At 75.0% G+C, this 16936-nt stretch carries 18 protein-coding genes; 10 read left to right on the top strand and 8 right to left on the bottom strand.

All coding sequences use genetic code 11. From position 1 onward, the window contains the following. Nucleotides 1–18 precede the first annotated feature (18 nt). Entirely contained in the window at nt 19–477 is a 459-nt protein-coding gene (locus tag AC1050_RS12690; protein WP_482387746.1) for a DUF3817 domain-containing protein, read from the top strand. Nucleotides 478–480: 3 nt separating this feature from the next. On the opposite strand, the gene AC1050_RS12695 is transcribed toward AC1050_RS12690, so the two are convergent. Further along, nucleotides 481–1716, bottom strand: a complete 1236-nt coding sequence (locus tag AC1050_RS12695; protein WP_482387747.1) for an acyltransferase family protein — start codon at nt 1714–1716, stop codon at nt 481–483. A gap of 199 nt (nt 1717–1915) precedes the next feature. On the opposite strand from AC1050_RS12695, the gene AC1050_RS12700 reads away from it, so the two are divergent. Then, nucleotides 1916–2335: a MerR family transcriptional regulator gene (locus tag AC1050_RS12700; RefSeq protein ID WP_482387748.1), complete on the top strand. Its 420-nt coding sequence runs from the start codon at nt 1916–1918 to the stop codon at nt 2333–2335. Nucleotides 2336–2395: 60 nt separating this feature from the next. Beyond that, entirely contained in the window at nt 2396–3994 is a 1599-nt protein-coding gene (gene guaA, locus AC1050_RS12705; protein ID WP_482387938.1) for a glutamine-hydrolyzing GMP synthase, read from the top strand. Nucleotides 3995–4077: 83 nt separating this feature from the next. On the opposite strand, the gene aroD is transcribed toward guaA, so the two are convergent. Next, nucleotides 4078–4878, bottom strand: a complete 801-nt coding sequence (aroD, locus tag AC1050_RS12710; RefSeq protein WP_482387749.1) for a type I 3-dehydroquinate dehydratase — start codon at nt 4876–4878, stop codon at nt 4078–4080. A gap of 295 nt (nt 4879–5173) precedes the next feature. On the opposite strand from aroD, the gene AC1050_RS12715 reads away from it, so the two are divergent. Continuing rightward, a complete protein-coding gene (locus AC1050_RS12715; protein ID WP_482387750.1) occupies nt 5174–5668 on the top strand; it encodes an aromatic ring-opening dioxygenase LigA in 495 nt (164 codons plus the stop codon). A gap of 60 nt (nt 5669–5728) precedes the next feature. Here the strand turns inward: AC1050_RS12715 and AC1050_RS12720 are convergent, their stop codons facing one another. Both AC1050_RS12720 and AC1050_RS12725 read right to left on the bottom strand, forming a co-directional pair. Next, entirely contained in the window at nt 5729–6460 is a 732-nt protein-coding gene (locus tag AC1050_RS12720) for a hypothetical protein (RefSeq protein ID WP_482387751.1), read from the bottom strand. After that, entirely contained in the window at nt 6460–7950 is a 1491-nt protein-coding gene (locus tag AC1050_RS12725; RefSeq protein ID WP_482387752.1) for a PspC domain-containing protein, read from the bottom strand. Before AC1050_RS12725 ends, AC1050_RS12720 begins: the two co-directional genes overlap by 1 nt. A gap of 136 nt (nt 7951–8086) precedes the next feature. Between AC1050_RS12725 and AC1050_RS12730 the strand changes: the two genes are divergently transcribed. Together AC1050_RS12730 and AC1050_RS12735 are read left to right on the top strand one after the other, a co-directional pair. After that, nucleotides 8087–9373: a PspC domain-containing protein gene (locus AC1050_RS12730; RefSeq protein ID WP_482387753.1), complete on the top strand. Its 1287-nt coding sequence runs from the start codon at nt 8087–8089 to the stop codon at nt 9371–9373. Beyond that, the gene (locus tag AC1050_RS12735) at nt 9370–10029 is read left to right on the top strand and encodes a LuxR C-terminal-related transcriptional regulator (RefSeq protein ID WP_482387754.1); all 660 of its coding nucleotides are present in this window, start codon (nt 9370–9372) and stop codon (nt 10027–10029) included. The genes AC1050_RS12730 and AC1050_RS12735 overlap by 4 nt, the downstream gene beginning before the upstream one ends. A gap of 24 nt (nt 10030–10053) precedes the next feature. Here the strand turns inward: AC1050_RS12735 and AC1050_RS12740 are convergent, their stop codons facing one another. After that, nucleotides 10054–10434, bottom strand: a complete 381-nt coding sequence (locus AC1050_RS12740; RefSeq protein ID WP_482387755.1) for a DUF4190 domain-containing protein — start codon at nt 10432–10434, stop codon at nt 10054–10056. A 101-nt stretch (nt 10435–10535) separates the two neighbouring features. Here AC1050_RS12740 and AC1050_RS12745 point away from each other — a divergent pair, with 101 nt between their 5' ends. The 3 genes from AC1050_RS12745 (at nt 10536) to AC1050_RS12755 (ending at nt 14244) form a co-directional block, all read left to right on the top strand. Continuing rightward, nucleotides 10536–10886, top strand: a complete 351-nt coding sequence (locus tag AC1050_RS12745; protein ID WP_482387756.1) for a hypothetical protein — start codon at nt 10536–10538, stop codon at nt 10884–10886. A 99-nt stretch (nt 10887–10985) separates the two neighbouring features. Next, entirely contained in the window at nt 10986–13529 is a 2544-nt protein-coding gene (gene pcrA, locus AC1050_RS12750; RefSeq protein WP_482387757.1) for a DNA helicase PcrA, read from the top strand. 49 nt (nt 13530–13578) lie between these two features. Then, nucleotides 13579–14244: an AIM24 family protein gene (locus AC1050_RS12755; protein WP_482387758.1), complete on the top strand. Its 666-nt coding sequence runs from the start codon at nt 13579–13581 to the stop codon at nt 14242–14244. Nucleotides 14245–14263: 19 nt separating this feature from the next. On the opposite strand, the gene AC1050_RS12760 is transcribed toward AC1050_RS12755, so the two are convergent. From AC1050_RS12760 to AC1050_RS12770, 3 genes are all read right to left on the bottom strand, one after another. Next, nucleotides 14264–14575, bottom strand: a complete 312-nt coding sequence (locus AC1050_RS12760; protein ID WP_482387759.1) for a hypothetical protein — start codon at nt 14573–14575, stop codon at nt 14264–14266. 173 nt (nt 14576–14748) lie between these two features. Then, on the bottom strand, nt 14749–15306 hold the full coding sequence (locus tag AC1050_RS12765; protein ID WP_482387760.1) for a Clp protease N-terminal domain-containing protein: 558 nt from the start codon (nt 15304–15306) through the stop codon (nt 14749–14751). Nucleotides 15307–15324: 18 nt separating this feature from the next. Beyond that, nucleotides 15325–15549, bottom strand: coding sequence for a helix-turn-helix domain-containing protein (locus AC1050_RS12770; protein WP_482387761.1), 225 nt, complete (start codon nt 15547–15549; stop codon nt 15325–15327). 174 nt (nt 15550–15723) lie between these two features. Between AC1050_RS12770 and sucC the strand changes: the two genes are divergently transcribed. Beyond that, a complete protein-coding gene (gene sucC, locus AC1050_RS12775) occupies nt 15724–16908 on the top strand; it encodes an ADP-forming succinate--CoA ligase subunit beta (protein ID WP_482387762.1) in 1185 nt (394 codons plus the stop codon). The last annotated feature ends 28 nt before the right edge of the window (nt 16909–16936 follow it).

Genomic DNA, 16936 nt, shown 5'->3' on the forward strand with positions numbered 1-16936 from the left:
GCCGAGAGGACCCCCGCGATGACCGAGCCCACCGGCCAGCCCGCCCCCACGCCCGCGCACCCGACGCCCGCGGCCCCCGCGGGCCCCGCGGGCTCTGCGAGCGCGAAGCCCCGGACCGCCGGCCGGCCGGCGGCCGACGCCCGGGCCCGGCTGACGCGGTACCGCGTGATGGCCTTCGTCACCGGCACGATGCTGCTGGTGCTGTGCCTGGAGATGGTGCTCAAGTACGTGTTCCACGCCGGCGGCGTGGACGCGAGCGGCGCGCCCCAGCCGGTGCTCGGCACCTGGATCGCCATCGTGCACGGCTGGATCTACGTCGTGTACCTGGTCACGGTCGTGCAGCTGTGGTCGGCGATGCGCTGGTCGCTGGGCCGGCTCGTGACCCTGGCGCTCGCGGGCGTCGTGCCGGTGATGTCGTTCGTCCTCGAGCGCAAGGTGCACGCGGAGGCGCTCGCCCGGATCGACGCCGCGCGCTGACCGTCAGGCGGCCGGCGCCGCGCGCCGCTCCCGCCCGGCCTGCTCGGCCAGCCGGGCGCGCGCGGAGCGGCGGGCGCGCCACCGGGCGACGGGGCGCTCGACGAGCCACCAGCTCGCGGTCGCCGCGGCGAGCGTGAGCGCCACCACCGCGATCGTGCCGAGCAGGTCGTCCGGGCCGACCCAGCGGACGATCGCCCCGTTCCACAGGTAGGCGGCGTAGGACACCGTGCCGAGCGCCACGGCCGGGCGCAGCCACCGGGTCGGGAGCCCGCGCCAGCGGCCGGCGTACGAGATCAGCACGACGGTCGCGCAGGCCACGGCGGGCACGCCGAGCACGTACCAGGACGTGTGCGACGCGACGCCCGTCAGCAGGGTCGCGGCGGCCAGGACCACGACGACGCCGACCTGGACCGTCCGGCGCGCCACCGCGGTGCCCGGCAGGATCCGCACCAGGGCGTCCCGGCCGAGGTAGCCGGCGCAGCCGATCAGCAGCGCCGCACCCCACGAGGTCGGCAGCGCGTAGACGCGCGCGGCGTCCGGGGCCACCACCAGCAGGGTGACCATGCAGGCCACGAGCGTCCCGGCGACGGAGAACCCGACGGCCCCGCGCAGCAGGCCGCGGCGCCAGCCCCAGGCGAGCACGAGCGGCCACACCAGGTAGAACTGCTCCTCCGTGGCGAGCGTCCAGAAGTGGTAGAGCGACTCGCTGCCGTGCGGCAGACCCGGGACGTTGATCGTGTAGGTGAGCGCGGCGACCAGCGACTCGGGCACCAGGTGCGCCTCGCCAAGCAGGTCGACCACCCCCTCGACCACCACGTACCCGGTGAGCATGAGCAGCAGCGGCGGGAACAGGCGCAGGGCCCGGGCGGCGTAGAACGCACGGAACCGGACGCGTCCGTGCCGCTCGAGGTCGCGCACCAGCACGCCGGTGATCAGCCAGCCGGACAGCGCGAAGAAGATCGTCACGCCGAGCACGCCCGCCGCGCCGAAGGTGCCCGGGGCGGCGTGGTTGAGCAGGACGAGGGCGACGGCCAGGCCACGCAGGGCGTCCAGGCCGGGCATCCGGGCGGGGCGGGCGGCGGCGCCCAGGTCCGCTGCGGCAGCCGGTGCGCCCGCGACGGCGGCGGCGTGGCCGGTGGCCGGCAGCGCCGCGGCGGACGCCGACGGGCCCCACGGCCCGTCTCCCGACGCGCCGCGGGACGTGCTGTCCCGGATCCCGTCCGGGGCGTCATCCCTCACGTAACGGAAGATATGTCTGATATGTCGCGTTTGGGAACGCCGCTGCGCCAGGCGGGTGACGACCGCCACGGGATCTCCACACCCGGGCACCGACCGTGACGTGAGGGGAGAGTCGCCGGTCGGCGTCCTGACCTGCACCGTCGGTACCGGCGGGTCACGTGGCTATGCTGACGCCGCGCCCGACGGAAGGAGGTGGCCCGTGTCCCTGCACCACATGCAGATCGGCGAGGTCGCCGAGCGCACGGGGCTGTCGCTGCGCACCATCCGCTACTACGGCGAGGTCGGCCTGGTCCGGCCCTCGGCCCGCACGCACGGCGGCTTCCGCCTGTACACCGAGCCCGACATCGCACGGCTGGAGCTGATCAAGCGCATGAAGCCGCTCGACTTCTCCCTCGACGAGATGGGTGACCTGCTGGGCGTCCTCGACCGGATCAACGAGCCGGGGATCAGCCAGGAGGAGCACGACGCGCTGCTGGAGCGCCTGGGCATGTACCGGCTGGCCGCGGAGGAGCGCTCCCGGGCGCTGCGCGAGCAGCTGGCCGTCGCCGAGGACTTCCACGAGAGCCTGCGCACGGAGATCAGCCGGCAGCGGCGGATCGGCGAGCGCTCCGGCTCCTGACCGGCGCGCCGCGGCGCTCCCGCGGCGCACTACCCTGGTGGGGTGACCGACGCCTCCGCCGTGCCCGCGCCGCCTCCGTCCGACACCCACCCCGCGGACCAGTCCCGCCCCGTCCTGGTCGTCGACTTCGGCGCCCAGTACGCGCAGCTGATCGCCCGCCGGGTCCGCGAGGCGAACGTCTACTCCGAGATCGTGCCGCACTCCGCCTCGGTGGCGGACCTGCTGGCCAAGGACCCCGCCGCGATCATCCTGTCGGGCGGCCCGTCCTCGGTGTACGCCGAGGGCGCCCCGTTCGTGGACCCCGCGCTGTTCGAGGCGGGCGTCCCCGTGCTCGGCATCTGCTACGGCTTCCAGGCGATGGCCAAGGCGCTCGGCGGGACGGTCGCGCAGACCGGGAACCGCGAGTACGGCGGCACCCCGGTCGAGGTCGTCGCCGAGGGCACCGTGCTGGCGGGCAGCCCCGAGCAGCAGACCGTGTGGATGAGCCACGGCGACTCGGTGCACCAGGCGCCCGAGGGCTTCGAGGTGCTCGCGACGTCGGCCGGGTCGCCGGTCGCCGCGTTCGAGGACCGGGAGCGACGGCTGTTCGGCGTGCAGTGGCACCCCGAGGTCAAGCACTCGCCGCTCGGCCAGCGCACGCTCGAGCACTTCCTCTACGAGGGTGCCGGGCTCGCCGCCGACTGGAACCCCAACAACGTCATCGCCGACCAGGTCGAGAAGATCCGCGCCCAGGTCGGCGACGCCCGCGTCATCTGCGGCCTGTCCGGCGGCGTCGACTCGTCCGTCGCGGCCGCGCTGGTGCAGAAGGCCGTGGGCGACCAGCTCACCTGCGTGTTCGTGGACCACGGGCTGCTGCGCACCGGTGAGGCGGAGCAGGTCGAGCAGGACTTCGTCGCCTCGACCGGCGTCAACCTCAAGATCGTCGACGCGCGGGAGCAGTTCCTGCAGGCGCTCGCCGGGCACACCGACCCCGAGACCAAGCGCAAGATCATCGGCCGCGAGTTCATCCGCGTGTTCGAGGCCGCCGCGCGCGAGGTCGTCGAGGAGGCGGGCGCCCACGGCGAGGAGGTCAAGTTCCTCGTGCAGGGCACGCTGTACCCGGACGTCGTCGAGTCCGGCGGCGGCGAGGGCGCGGCCAACATCAAGAGCCACCACAACGTCGGCGGCCTGCCGGACGACCTGCAGTTCGAGCTGGTCGAGCCGCTGCGCACGCTGTTCAAGGACGAGGTGCGCGCCGTCGGCCTGGAGCTCGGCGTGCCGGAGGCCATCGTCTGGCGCCAGCCGTTCCCGGGCCCCGGCCTGGGCATCCGGATCATCGGCGAGGTCACCCAGGAGCGCCTCGACGTGCTCCGCGCCGCGGACGTCATCGCCCGCGAGGAGCTGACCCGGGCCGGCCTGGACCGCGAGATCTGGCAGTGCCCGGTCGTGCTGCTGGCGGACGTGCGGTCCGTGGGCGTGCAGGGCGACGGCCGCACCTACGGGCACCCGGTCGTGCTGCGGCCCGTGTCGTCGGAGGACGCGATGACCGCCGACTGGACCCGCCTGCCGTACGACGTGCTGGCGACGATCTCGACGCGCATCACGAACGAGGTGCCCGAGGTCAACCGCGTCGTGCTCGACGTGACGAGCAAGCCGCCGGGCACCATCGAGTGGGAGTGACGCCGCGGTAGCGGCGACGACGGCCCGGCACCTGCACGGCAGGTGCCGGGCCGTCGTGCGTGCGGGGCCGGTGCGGCGCGGGCTCAGGCCGGGTGCAGCACCGCGAGCGCGGCCCGGAGCGCGCCCAGCTCGACCTGGCCGGGGGCCGACGCGGCACCCACGGTGCCGAACGTCGCGGACGAGCCGAACGTCCCGCCCGCGACCCGGCTGGCCACGCCGAGCTCGCCCATCGCCATCGTGATCAGCGGGCGGTCGGTGCGCCGCGCGGTCTCGAGCGTCGCGGCGAGCAGGCGCAGCACGTCCTCCGGTCGGTGCGGCATCACGGCGATCTTGAGCACGTCCGCGCCGACCTCGGCCATGCCGAGCAGGCGCGCGACGATCGCGTCCGCGTCCGGTGTCCCGGAGAAGTCGTGGCTCGACCCCACGACGGGCACGCCGGCGTCGTGGGCGCGCGCGACCAGCTGCGCGACCGTGCCCGCGTCGCGACCCACCTCGACGTCGAGCAGGTCCACGACGCCCGCGTCGAGCACCGCCAGCAGCAGCGCCGCGTAGCCCGCGTCGTCGACGTCCGCGCGACCGCCCTCGGCCGCCGTGCGCACCGTGACGAGCAGGGGCAGCCCGCCGAGCGCCTCGACGAGCGCCCGGCCCGCGGCGGCGGCCCGCTCCGGCGCGAGGTCGGCCAGGTGGTCGACGCGCCACTCGACGACGTCCGGGCCGGCGGCGACGACGGCGGCGGCGTCGACGAGCAGCGCACCGGGCGTCGCCGACGTGAGCGGCACGACGACGACCGGCCGGCCGGCGCCGATGCGGACGCCGCGGACGTCGACCGGGGTGCGCGGCGGCACGGGGCCGTGCGCGGACGGGGCGTCTGGGGTGCGGGTCATCGGGGCCTCCTCGGTCCGCGGCCGAGGCTAGCCGACGACTCGGGGCGCCGTGCACCTGCCCGCGACCAGGACCTATGTCCTAGGCTGAACGAGTACGAGAGCGTGGGACGAAAGGCCCGATCGGCAGGAATCCGGGCTTTGTGCACCGCGTCACGAAGCGGGTCCGGGCGCCCTGCATGACCTACGTCCCACATCGCGGCCGGCGGGGGCAGCAGGCTTTTCCCCGTGGGGCCCACAGGTTCCACCGGGCCGACCGACGGCCGGCCCGCACCGGGGGTATCGAAGGGAACACCACATGTCTACCGTGGCAGCGACGGGCGGCTCGAAGGCTGCTCGCGTCATCGGCCTCATCTCCGCGATCGCCGGCGTCGTCCTGATCATCGCGGGCGGTGTCACCTGGGGCATGGTCTCCAGCGAGCTCGCCGACCAGAACATCACCGTCTCCGACGACGCCGCGAACTTCGCGGGCCAGCCGGTCACCAGCCCGTGGACCGCGTACGCCCAGGCCGACATCATCGACCACCACGCGCTCGAGGCGACCGGCGGCAAGACGTACGCCGAGCTCGAGCAGGACGACCCGCTGCGCGAGGTGGCGATGAACGCCTCCTTCCTCCGCGGCTCGCTCTTCACCTCGGTCGTGGCGTTCGGCGTCGCCGCCCTGGTCATGGGCCTCGGCGTCATGTTCATCCTCATCGGCTACGCCCTGTGGGCCCTGGCCGGTCGCAAGGTCGCCACGGTCGTCGACACGCACCGCCCCACGTCGTCGGTGGACGAGCCCGCTCGCTCCTGACCACCACGCAGCACGGAGGCCGGGACCCGCACGGGTCCCGGCCTCCGTCGTGCGTGCGCCTCAGCGACCGGCGCGCTGCTCCCGGTTCTTCCGCCGGGCGGCGGTGAGCAGCGAGCCGACCAGCAGGGCGACGCCCGCCGCGGCCAGCAGCACGATCAGCGCGAGCTGGACGTCGATCCGGGCCCCCGCCGCGACGGCCAGGACGCCGACGCCGAACACGGCCACGACCAGGCCCCACACGACGGTGCCGGAGCGGGGACCGCGGTCCTCGGGGACCGGTGCCGGGGTCGGCGCCGGGGCCGCCGTCGCGGTCGCCGCGGGCCGGGGCGGGGCGTCCTGGCCGGCGGCGGGCGACGGCGCGCCGGGGACGGGCCCGGCGGGCGACGACGTGGCGGGCGACGACGTGGCGGGCGACGACGTGGCGGGCGACGGAGCGGCCGGCGCGGGGGCCGTGTCGTCCGGACCCGCCGAGCTCGTGCTGCCGTACGCCGGTGCCGGTGCCGTAGCGGCGGGCGCCGGGGCCGGAGCGGCCGCGAACGTCCGGGTCGCCGGGGTCTCGAACGCCCGGGTGTCGTCGTCCCGGCCGGTGTCGTCGACCCGGCCGATCTGCTCGGTCGCGTCGACCGGGTCGAGCGTCTGGGTGGTGTCGTCCTGAGCCTCCCCGCCGGCGGCCTGCTCGTGCTCGGCCGCGTCCGCGAGGTCGATCTGCTCGGTCACGTCGTCGCGGTCGGTCGGCCGCGCGATGCGCTCGGTCTGGGGCTCGGACGTGTCGTCCGGTCCGGTGCTGGTCATCAGTCCTCCTCGATGGTGATGCTGCCGAGGCCGACCTCGATCTGCAGCGCGATCTGGGCGTCCCGGCCGTCGGCCATGGCCTCGCTGGTGAAGCGGCGGTCGTGCCCGACGCCGTCGGCGCGCTCCTGCTCGCCGTCGACGAGCCACTCGATGTTGCCGGCGCCCGAGGTGACCTCGGCGCTGACGGCGGCGCCCTCCGGCACGGTGACGGTCACGTCGCCCACGCCGCCGCTGATCGGGACGACGAGCGTCTCGTCGGTCAGGCGGACGCGGGTCAGGTCGACGTCCGCGTTGCCGACGCCGAACCGGTAGCCGGCCTCGGCGGCCGCCCGGCTGGTCGGCTCGACGTCGATGCTGCGCACCGGCCCGCGATCGCCCTCCCACCGGTCGCCGTCCTGGAAGACCGCGGCCGGACCGGCGACCACCATGCCGATGATGGCCAGCGCGGTGAGCCCGCCGGCCGTGCGACCGCGCAGACCGGCGACGATGATCCCGAGGCCGACCAGCAGCAGGCCGCCGCCGACGACCACGGCCGCGATCGGCCCGTCGTAGATCCCGGCGCGGTCGGCGGCCAGCAGCGCGGCCAGGCCGATGAGGATCACGGCGACGACGACCCCGGTCAGGGCGGCCCCGGGACCGCGGCGCGGCGGCTTGGGTGCCCGCGGCGGGACCGGGGGCACGGGCGGCGTGGGCGGCGGCGGGTTCCAGCCGCGACCCGGCGGCGGGGGCACGGGGGAGCCGTGGTGCCCGCCGTAGGGCGGCCGGGGGCTCGTCGGCGCGGGAGCGGGTGCGGACGCCCACGGGGCCGCGGACGTGGCGGCCGGGTCGAACCGGCCCGTCTGCGCGGCGGGCGCCGGCGGCACCGGGGTGCTGGGGCTGGTCATGGGACGCTGTCCTTCCGGGTACGGCGGGTTCCACGTGGGCGCTGTGGGCGCTGCGGGGGCTGCCGGGCCGGACGCGCGCCGGTCCCTGCTGCCGCGCAGGGCGTTGACGACGATCACGACGCCCGCGACGACGACGGCGACCCAGGCCAGGCCGCGGATCCACTCGACGCCGAACGGCCCCCAGCTGAACCACCAGTCGCCGGCACTCATCCCGATGACGACCAGCGCGATCGCCCCGAGCAGGGCGATGTCGAACCGCCCGCGGATGGTCTCCTCGAGGTGGATCCGGCCGTCGGACCGCTCGGGCAGCAGCGCCCAGGCGAGGCCGTAGAGGGCGAACCCGAAGCCCATCAGCATCGTCACGCCGATGACGCCGCGCGCCAGCAGCGGGTCGATGCCGAACCGGTCGGCCAGGCCGCCGGCGACGCCGCCGACCCAGCGGTCGTCGGAGCGGGTCACCCCCATGCGGCGGATCGCGTCGAAGAAGCCGTTCATCCCGTGGCCGTCGGACGGGGGAGCCGCCGGGGGCGGCACGGGGCCGGGGGCACCGGGGCCGCCGGGCGGCGTGCCGGTGCCCGACCCGAGGTCGGCGCTGTCGTTCGTCATGGCTCGATCCTGACGCCCGGGGGTGCCCCGGCGGCATCGGGTACCCCCCTGACCCGCCCCTGAATGTCCCCCGGGAGTCCCTAATCCTGGGGCCCCGAGGGGGTCCGGGGGTGCTCCGGCGTGTGACGATCAGGTCATGGAGACCCCGTCCCGCCTGCCGCTGCGCCGCCCGGACCGCGGCCGCGTGCTCGGCGGCGTCGCGGCCGGCCTCGCGCTGCACCTGGGCGTCTCGGTCCGGCTGGTCCGCGTCCTGCTCGTGCTGCTCGTGCCGTTCGGCGGCGTCGGCGTCGGCCTGTACGTGTTCTGGTGGGTGACGATCCCGGTCGGCGACCCGCTGGCCGTCGTCGGCGCCGAGCGCCCGCCGGCGCTGTCCCGGCTGTCCCGCCCGCAGGACAGCGACACCGTCCGGCGGCTGCGACGGCTGCCGTGGACGGAGATCGCCGTCGGGCTGGCCCTGCTGGCCGGTGCGGTGGCGCTGCTGCTGGCCCGCGCCGGCACCGACGTGGTCGGCAGCTGGGTGGTCCCGGTGCTGCTGCTGGTCGCGGGCGCGGCACTGGCGTGGAGCCAGCTCGACGCCGTGCAGCGCGGTCGCCGCTCGGGCACCCGGGGCACCGTCAGCGTCCTGCGGCTCGCCGGGGGGCTGGTCATCGCCGGCACCGGCGTGCTGCTGCTGGTCGGGCAGGGCGGCCCGCCCGGCGCGCTGGTGCAGTCGACGATCGCCGCGGTCGCGGTGCTGGCCGGCGTGGCGCTCGTGCTCGCGCCGTGGTGGCTGCGCCTGGTCCGCGAGCTCGGTGACGAGCGCGCGGCGCGCGCCCGGGAGTCCGAGCGCGCCGACATCGCCGCGCACCTGCACGACTCCGTGCTGCAGACGCTCGCCCTGATCCGGGCCCGGGCCGACGACGCCACCGAGGTCGCGCGGATGGCCCGGGCGCAGGAGCGCGAGCTGCGGGCCTGGCTGTACGACGACCGGCCCGAGCCCGGCACCTCGGTGGCCGTCGTGCTCGCCGGGATCGTCGCCGAGATCGAGGACACCCGGACCGGGCCCGAGGGGGAGGCCGTCACCATCGAGACGGTCGTGGTGGGCGACACCGAGCCCGACGCCAGCACGGACGCGCTCCTGCAGGCGACCCGCGAGGCGCTGCTCAACGCCGTCCGGCACGGCCGCCCGCCCGTGTCCCTCTACCTGGAGGCCGGCCCCGACGAGGTCGAGGTGTTCGTCCGGGACCGCGGCGACGGGTTCGACCCGGACGCCGTTCCCGACGACCGGTTCGGCGTGCGGGAGTCCATCCTGGGGCGGGTGCGCCGCCGCGGCGGGACCGCCGCCGTGGTGTGCAAGGACGGCGGCGGCACCGAGGTGCGGCTGCGGATGCCGCTGGTGCGCGAGCGCGCGACGGCGGACGACGAGAGGACGATGCAGGCATGAACGACGCTCCGGTCGACGTGGTGCTGGTCGACGACCACCTGATGTTCCGCGCGGGCGTGAAGGCGTCCCTGGACGGCCGGGTGCGCGTCGTCGGGGAGGCCGCCACGGTCGACGAGGCGGTGCAGGTCGTGCGCGCCACCAAGCCGCCGGTCGTGCTGCTGGACGTGCACCTGCCCGGCGGCGACGGCGGGGGCGGCGCCGAGGTGATCCGCGTCTGCACCGACCTGCTCGGCGAGACCCGGTTCCTCGCGCTGTCGGTGTCCGACGCCGCCGAGGACGTCGTCGCCGTCATCCGGGCCGGCGCGCGCGGGTACGTCACCAAGGCGATCTCCGGGCCGGACCTGTGCGACGCGGTGCTCCGGGTCGCCGGCGGCGACGCCGTGTTCTCGCCGCGGCTCGCCGGGTTCGTGCTGGACGCGTTCGGCGCGGCCGCGGGCGACATCGCCACCGGCGACGACGAGCTGGACCGGTTGTCGGCGCGCGAGCGCGAGGTGATGCGGCTGATCGCGCGCGGGTACTCCTACCGCGAGGTGGCGGGGGAGCTGTTCATCTCGATCAAGACCGTCGAGACCCACGTGTCGGCGGTGCTGCGCAAGCTGCAGCTGTCGTCGCGGCACGAGCTCACGCGGTGGGCGGCGGCGCGCCGGCTGCTCTGACGGCGCGCCCGCCGCACCCGTGCCTCACACGTCGCAGGTGTACGTGACCCCGTCCACCTGGTGCACGCCGTCGCCCAGCTCGGCGCAGGTCTGCCACAGCGCGGTGAAGCCGAACGCGAACGCCGCTACGACCGCGAGCACCCAGAGCGTGCCGACGACGATGCCCGCGATCGCGAGCCCCTTGCCCGCGCCGCCGCGACGGGACCGCACGAGCGCGACGATGCTGAGGACGATCCCGACCAGGGCGGTGCACGGGATGATCGCCGTCACCAGGCCGATGATCGCGAGCGTCGCGCTCGGCGCCGGCTGCGGCGGCACCGGGTACGGGCCGGGCTGCTGGCCGTACGGCGCGGGGTAGGCCGACGGGTACGGCTCGGGCTGGTTCGGGGGCTCGGGGGTGGTCATGACATCCTCAAGTCGGCACGTCGGAGGCGCGGTGCTCGGCCGGCGGCCGCCGCAGGGGGATCCTGCCACCCACCGGGCACCGAGCGAGGGACGAGACGACGATGGACACCCTGTACGGCCTGCTGGTCGTGCTGCACCTGGTCGGCTGGGCGATCGTGCTGGGCGGCTGCCTGGTCACGCTGCGGCAGCCGGCGTTCCCCAAGGGCGCGCTGCACGGCGCGCTCACCGCGCTCGTGACCGGGCTGATCATGGTCGGGCTGCGCTCGGCCGAGGTCGGCGACCTGGAGCCGCCGGACAACGCCAAGATCGCGGTGAAGCTGGTCGTCGCCCTGGTGGTGACCGGGCTGGTGTGGTTCGGCACCCGGCGTCCCGAGCGGGTGACCCGCGGCCTGGTCGGCGCGACGCTGGGGCTGACGCTGGTGAACGTGCTGGTCGCCGTGCTCTGGCGCTGACGCGCGGGTGCGGCGTGCGCCGGGAGCCCCTGGGACACCCGGTGCCCGGGCCGTCGGGCGCCCGCGGGTGTCGGTGGGGGCGCCTAGGCTTGTCCCGCCATGACGTCGCTCTTCGAGAACCTCCCGCTGCCCGGTCTCGCCCTCTCCGACCTCGGTGACCGCCTGCCGGCCGCCGTCCCGCCGCGCGCGGACACCGACGGTGCCGACGACGGCGCCGACCGTCGTGAGCAGCGCGGACGCGCCCCGTCCATCGACGCCGACGCGCTGCTGGTGGGGCTGAACCCGCAGCAGCGCGCCGCCGTGCTGCACCACGGCGGGCCGCTGCTGATCGTCGCCGGCGCCGGGTCGGGCAAGACCCGCGTGCTGACGCACCGGATCGCGCACCTGCTGGCGACCCGGCAGGCGCGGGCGGGGGAGATCCTCGCGATCACGTTCACCAACAAGGCCGCGGCGGAGATGCGCGAGCGGGTGGCCTCGTTGGTCGGGCCGTCCGCCCGGATGATGTGGGTGTCGACGTTCCACTCGGCGTGCGTGCGGATCCTGCGTCGCGAGGCGGCGACGCTCGGGATGCGCCAGTCGTTCTCCATCTACGACTCGGCGGACTCGCAGCGGCTGCTGACGCTGGTGGCCCGCGAGCTGGACCTGGACCCGAAGAAGTACCCGCCGAAGGCGCTGGCGTCCAAGATCTCGAACCTCAAGGACGAGCTGGTCGACCCGGACGCGTTCGCCGCGACGGCGAGCGGGTCGAACGACTTCGACCAGGCGCTCGCGCAGGTGTACACGCGGTACCAGCAGCGGCTGCGCCAGGCGAACGCCCTCGACTTCGACGACCTCATCATGACGACGGTGCACCTATTGCAGGCGTTCCCGGCCGTGGCGGAGCACTACCGCCGCCGGTTCCGGCACGTGCTGGTCGACGAGTACCAGGACACGAACCACGCCCAGTACGTGCTCGTGCGCGAGCTCGCCGGCGTCGGCGCGGCGGACCCGGGCGCGGACGCCGCCGTCCCGCGCGGCGAGCTCACCGTCGTGGGCGACGCGGACCAGTCGATCTACGCGTTCCGCGGCGCCAGCATCCGCAACATCATGGAGTTCGAGGCCGACTACCCGGACGCCACGACGATCCTGCTGGAGCAGAACTACCGTTCGACGCAGACCATCCTGTCGGCGGCGAACGCGGTCATCAGCAAGAACCCCGGCCGCAAGCCCAAGCGGCTGTGGACCGACTCGGGCGCGGGTCCGAAGATCGTGGCCTACGTCGCGGACAACGAGCACGAGGAGGCGCGGTTCGTCGCGGAGGAGATCGACCGCCTCGGCGACTCCGACCAGGTCCGCCCCGGCGACGTCGCGATCTTCTACCGGGCCAACGCGCAGTCGCGCGCCCTGGAGGAGGTGCTGATCCGCGTCGGCCTGCCCTACAAGGTGGTCGGCGGCACCCGGTTCTACGAGCGGCGCGAGATCAAGGACGCGGTGGCGTACCTGCGCGCCATCGCGAACCCCGACGACGACGTGAACCTGCGCCGCATCCTCAACGTGCCCAAGCGCGGCCTGGGCGACCGGTCCGAGTCGATGGTGGCGGCGTTCGGCGAGCGGGAGCGCATCTCGTTCGGCGCGGCGCTGGACCGGATCGACGAGGTCCCCGGGCTCGGCACCCGCGCGATCACCGGCCTGCGGGCGTTCGCCGAGATGATGGCCGACGTACGGGCGCTCACCGAGTCGGGAGCGGGCCCGGCGGAGGTCCTGTCCGTGGTGCTCGACCGCAGCGGCTACCTCGCGGAGCTGCGCGCGAGCGAGGACCCGCAGGACCAGACCCGCGTGGAGAACCTCGCCGAGCTGCACGCGGTGGCCAGCGAGTTCGAGCAGTCCGACCCGGACGGCGACCTGGCTGACTTCCTGGAGCGGGTGTCGCTCGTGGCGGACTCCGACCAGATCCCGTCCGACGACGGCGGCGACGGCGAGGCCAAGCCGGACCAGGGCGTGGTCACGCTGATGACCCTGCACACGGCCAAGGGGCTCGAGTTCCCGGTCGTGTTCCTCACCGGCATGGAGGACGGCACGTTCCCGCACATGCGGTCGCTCGCCGACACCGACCAGCTGGCCGAGGAGCGCCGCCTCGCCTACGTGGGCCTCACCCGCGCCCGGCAGCGGCTCTACATCTCCCGCGCCGCGGTGCGCACCGCGTGGGGCGTGCCGAACGAGTTCCCGCCGAGCCGGTTCCTCGACGAGCTGCCCGACGAGCTGCTCGACTGGCGCCGGCGCGAGTCGTCCAACGACCGGCTGCGCGGGCCCGGCGGGTTCCTCGGCGGGCGGTCCGGCTACGCGTCCGGCTCCGGCGGCTACGGGTCCGGGGGCGGGTCGTCGACGCAGACCAGCTGGAAGAAGAGCTCCGCGGCGTCCCGCGCCGGCGAGCCGCCGCGCACGGCGCCCGGCTCCGGCGGGGCGACGTTCGGCTCGGCGACCCCGCGCCCGGACGCGGCGATCCCGACGCTGTCGGTCGGCGACCGGGTGACGCACGACGCCTACGGGCTCGGCACGGTCGTCGCGGTCGAGGGCGGCGGCCCGAACGCGGTCGCCAAGGTCGACTTCGGCACCGAGGGGACCAAGCGGCTGCTGCTGCGGTACTCGCCCGTGACCAAGCTCTGATCAGGGGCACCACCGGCGCGCGCGCCGCCGATCGGGCATGATCGGCGGCATGCGCAGCTCCCTGTTCGACCAGGTCAACACCGAGGTCCAGACCGCCGAGCGGTACGCCCTGCAGAGCACCAAGATGCTCAAGGTCACGCTCGGTCCCGACGTGCTCGCGGCGAAGGGCGCGATGGTCGCGCACCAGGGCCAGGTCACGTTCAACCACGAGTCGTCCGGCTCGCTGGCGAAGTTCGTCAAGCGCGCCGTGAGCTCGGACGACCAGTCGCTGATGCGCGCCTCCGGCCCCGGCGAGGTGTTCTTCGCCCGCGCGGCCGAGCACGTGTTCCTGCTCCAGCTCGAGGGCGACGCGATCAGCGTGGGCGGCAAGTCGCTGCTGGCCTTCGACGCCGAGCTGCACTGGGACATCCACCGCACCAAGGGCGCGGGCATGATGACCGGAGGCTTCTTCAACACCCTGATCCAGGGGCACGGCATGGTCGCGCTGACGTCGCACGGCCAGCCGATGATCCTCGACTGCTCGCAGCAGCCGACCTTCGTCGACCCGAACGCCGCCGTCTGCTGGTCGGCGAACCTGACGCCCGGGGTCGTGTCGAGCATGAACGCGAGCTCGCTGCTGCGGGGCGGCACCGGCGAGGCGTTCCAGTACGCGTTCCACGGCCCGGGCTTCGTCGTCGTGCAGCCGTCCGAGGGCTACCCGGTCCCGACCGCCTGAGGCGGCGGCGCCCCGGCGGTCAGCCGACGCGCTCCGTCAGCTCGACGGCCTCCGTCAGCGACAGCCAGGGCGCCTGCCGGCGCACCTCCCGCACCGCGGCGGCGTGCCCGCCCTGGCGACCCATCGCGCGGACCCGCTCGGTGTCGAGCGGCGGGTTCGCACGCACGGCCGGGTCGGCGGGGGCGAGCGCGTCGGCCCGGCGCCGGTCCGCCGCGCGCAGCACGGCCCCGACGACGGTCACGACCAGCCCGAGGCCGAGCAGCGCCAGTGCCGCCGGGACGCTGACCCGCGCGGTGACGACCGCCAGGACGGCGACCAGCGGGACGCCCACGACGACCGGGACGACCCACCGCAGGACGCGGCGCCGGCGGGACCGGCGCTCCGCCGGGGTGGGCTCGGCGGAGGTGGCCTCCGTGGGGTCCGGCTCGGCGGGCGGGTCGGGATCGCAGCGCTCACCGGGCCACGGTAGCCGCGACCGAGCAGGTCACCGCCCCGCGGACCGGCTCAGGCGGCGGACGCGTCCCGCAGCCGGGCCGTCACGTCGGCGGCCAGCGCCGTGGGGTCGACGCCGCAGCGGCGCAGCAGCGCGTAGCCGTCGGTGTCGTCCAGCCGGACGATCGCGAGCAGCACGTGGCCGGCCTCGATGCGCTTGTGCCCGAGGCGGATCGCCTCCCGCAGCGCGACCTCGAGCGTCTTCTTGGCGTCGCGGGTGAACGGCAGGTGCCCGGCCGACCGCTTGCCGGCACGCCCGGTCGCCCGGTCGCGGTCGGCCCGGTCCAGGGCGCCCGCGCCGAACACGGTGTCGGCCCGGCGGCGCACGGCGTCCAGGTCGATGCCGAGAGCCGCCAGCGCGGCGGGGTCGAGCCCGTCGCCGTCGAACCGGTCGAGCAGGGTCTCCCGGTCGGCGCCGTGCCCGGCGAGCACGTCGGCCACCGGGTCGCCGACGGTGGCCAGGGCGACCAGCAGGTGCGCGGGGGTGATGCGCGGGTCGCCGAGGTCGCGCGCGACCTCCTGCGCGCCGACGACGGCCTGGCGGGCACCGGCGGTGAATCGCTCGAACATGGCGGTCTCCTTCTGCGGTCAGGGGGTGCGGCGGTGGTGCTTCTGGTGGACGGCCTGGCGGCTGACGCCCAGCGCGTCCGCGATGTCCTGCCAGGACCAGCCGAGCTCGCGTGCGCGGCCGACCTGCAGGGTCTCCAGCCGGTCGGCCAGCACGCGGAGCGAGCGCACGGCCCGCAGCCCGGTCGCCGGGTCCTCGGCGGTGGCGGCGGCCAGAGCGCCGTCGGCGGAGTCGGTGGTGTCCATGCGTCAACCTTGCTTGACACGACTACGGCTGTCAAGACGCGTTGACATCGTCGTTGCGACCTGGGTCACATCTCTCGACGTGAAGAGACCCACCCCCGGCCCCGGGCTACGATCGTCCGCGGCAGAGCAGCCGATCCCGCCAGGGGATGCAGGGCGACGGAAGGACCGCAGCAGGTGGACCTGTTCGAGTACCAGGCACGTGACATCTTCGAGCGCCACGGGGTGCCGGTTCTGGGAGGGCTCGTCGCGACGACGCCCGCCGAGGCCCGCGCCGCCGCGGAGACGCTGCTGGCGGCCGAGGGCGCCACCGGCGTCGTGGTCGTCAAGGCGCAGGTGAAGACGGGCGGTCGCGGCAAGGCGGGCGGCGTCAAGCTCGCGCGCTCCGCCGAGGAGGCCGAGCAGCGCGCGGCCGAGATCCTCGGCATGGACATCAAGGGCCACACGGTGCACCGCGTGATGATCGCGGCGGGCGCCAGCATCGCCACCGAGTACTACTTCTCGCTGCTGCTCGACCGGGCCGAGCGCCGGTACCTCGCCATGGCGAGCGTCGAGGGCGGCATGGAGATCGAGCAGCTCGCGGTCGAGCGGCCCGAGGCGCTGGCCAAGGTCGCGGTCGACCCGCGGGTCGGCATCGACGCGGCCAAGGCCGACGAGATCGTGGCGGCCGCCGGCTTCGACGCCGACGTGGCGCCGAAGGTCGCGGCGGTCCTCACCAAGCTGTGGGACGTGTACCGCGAGGAGGACGCCACGCTGGTCGAGGTGAACCCGCTGGTGCTCACCGAGGACGGCCGGGTCGTCGCGCTCGACGGCAAGGTGACGCTCGACGGCAACGCGGAGTTCCGGCACGAGGACCACGCGGCCCTCGAGGACGCCGCAGCGGCGGACCCGCTGGAGGCCCGCGCCAAGGAGAAGGACCTCAACTACGTCAAGCTCGACGGCGAGGTCGGCGTGATCGGCAACGGCGCGGGGCTCGTGATGAGCACCCTCGACGTGGTCGCGTACGCCGGGCAGCAGCACGGCGGCGTGAAGCCGGCGAACTTCCTCGACATCGGCGGCGGTGCCTCGGCCGAGGTGATGGCCGCGGGCCTGGACATCATCCTGTCCGACCCGCAGGTGAAGTCGGTCTTCGTCAACGTGTTCGGCGGGATCACCGCGTGCGACGCGGTGGCCAACGGCATCGTCGCGGCGCTCGGGATCCTGGGCGACCACGCGACCAAGCCGCTGGTGGTGCGCCTGGACGGCAACAACGTCGTCGAGGGCCGCCGCATCCTGCGCGACGCCGACCACCCGCTCGTCACGCTCGCGGAGACCATGGACGGGGGCGCCGCCGAGGCCGCCCGCCTGGCCGCGACCGCCTGACCCGCCGAGAAGAGACGAGAGACAACGC

This window comes from Cellulomonas sp. NEAU-ZC6, from assembly GCF_056844425.1.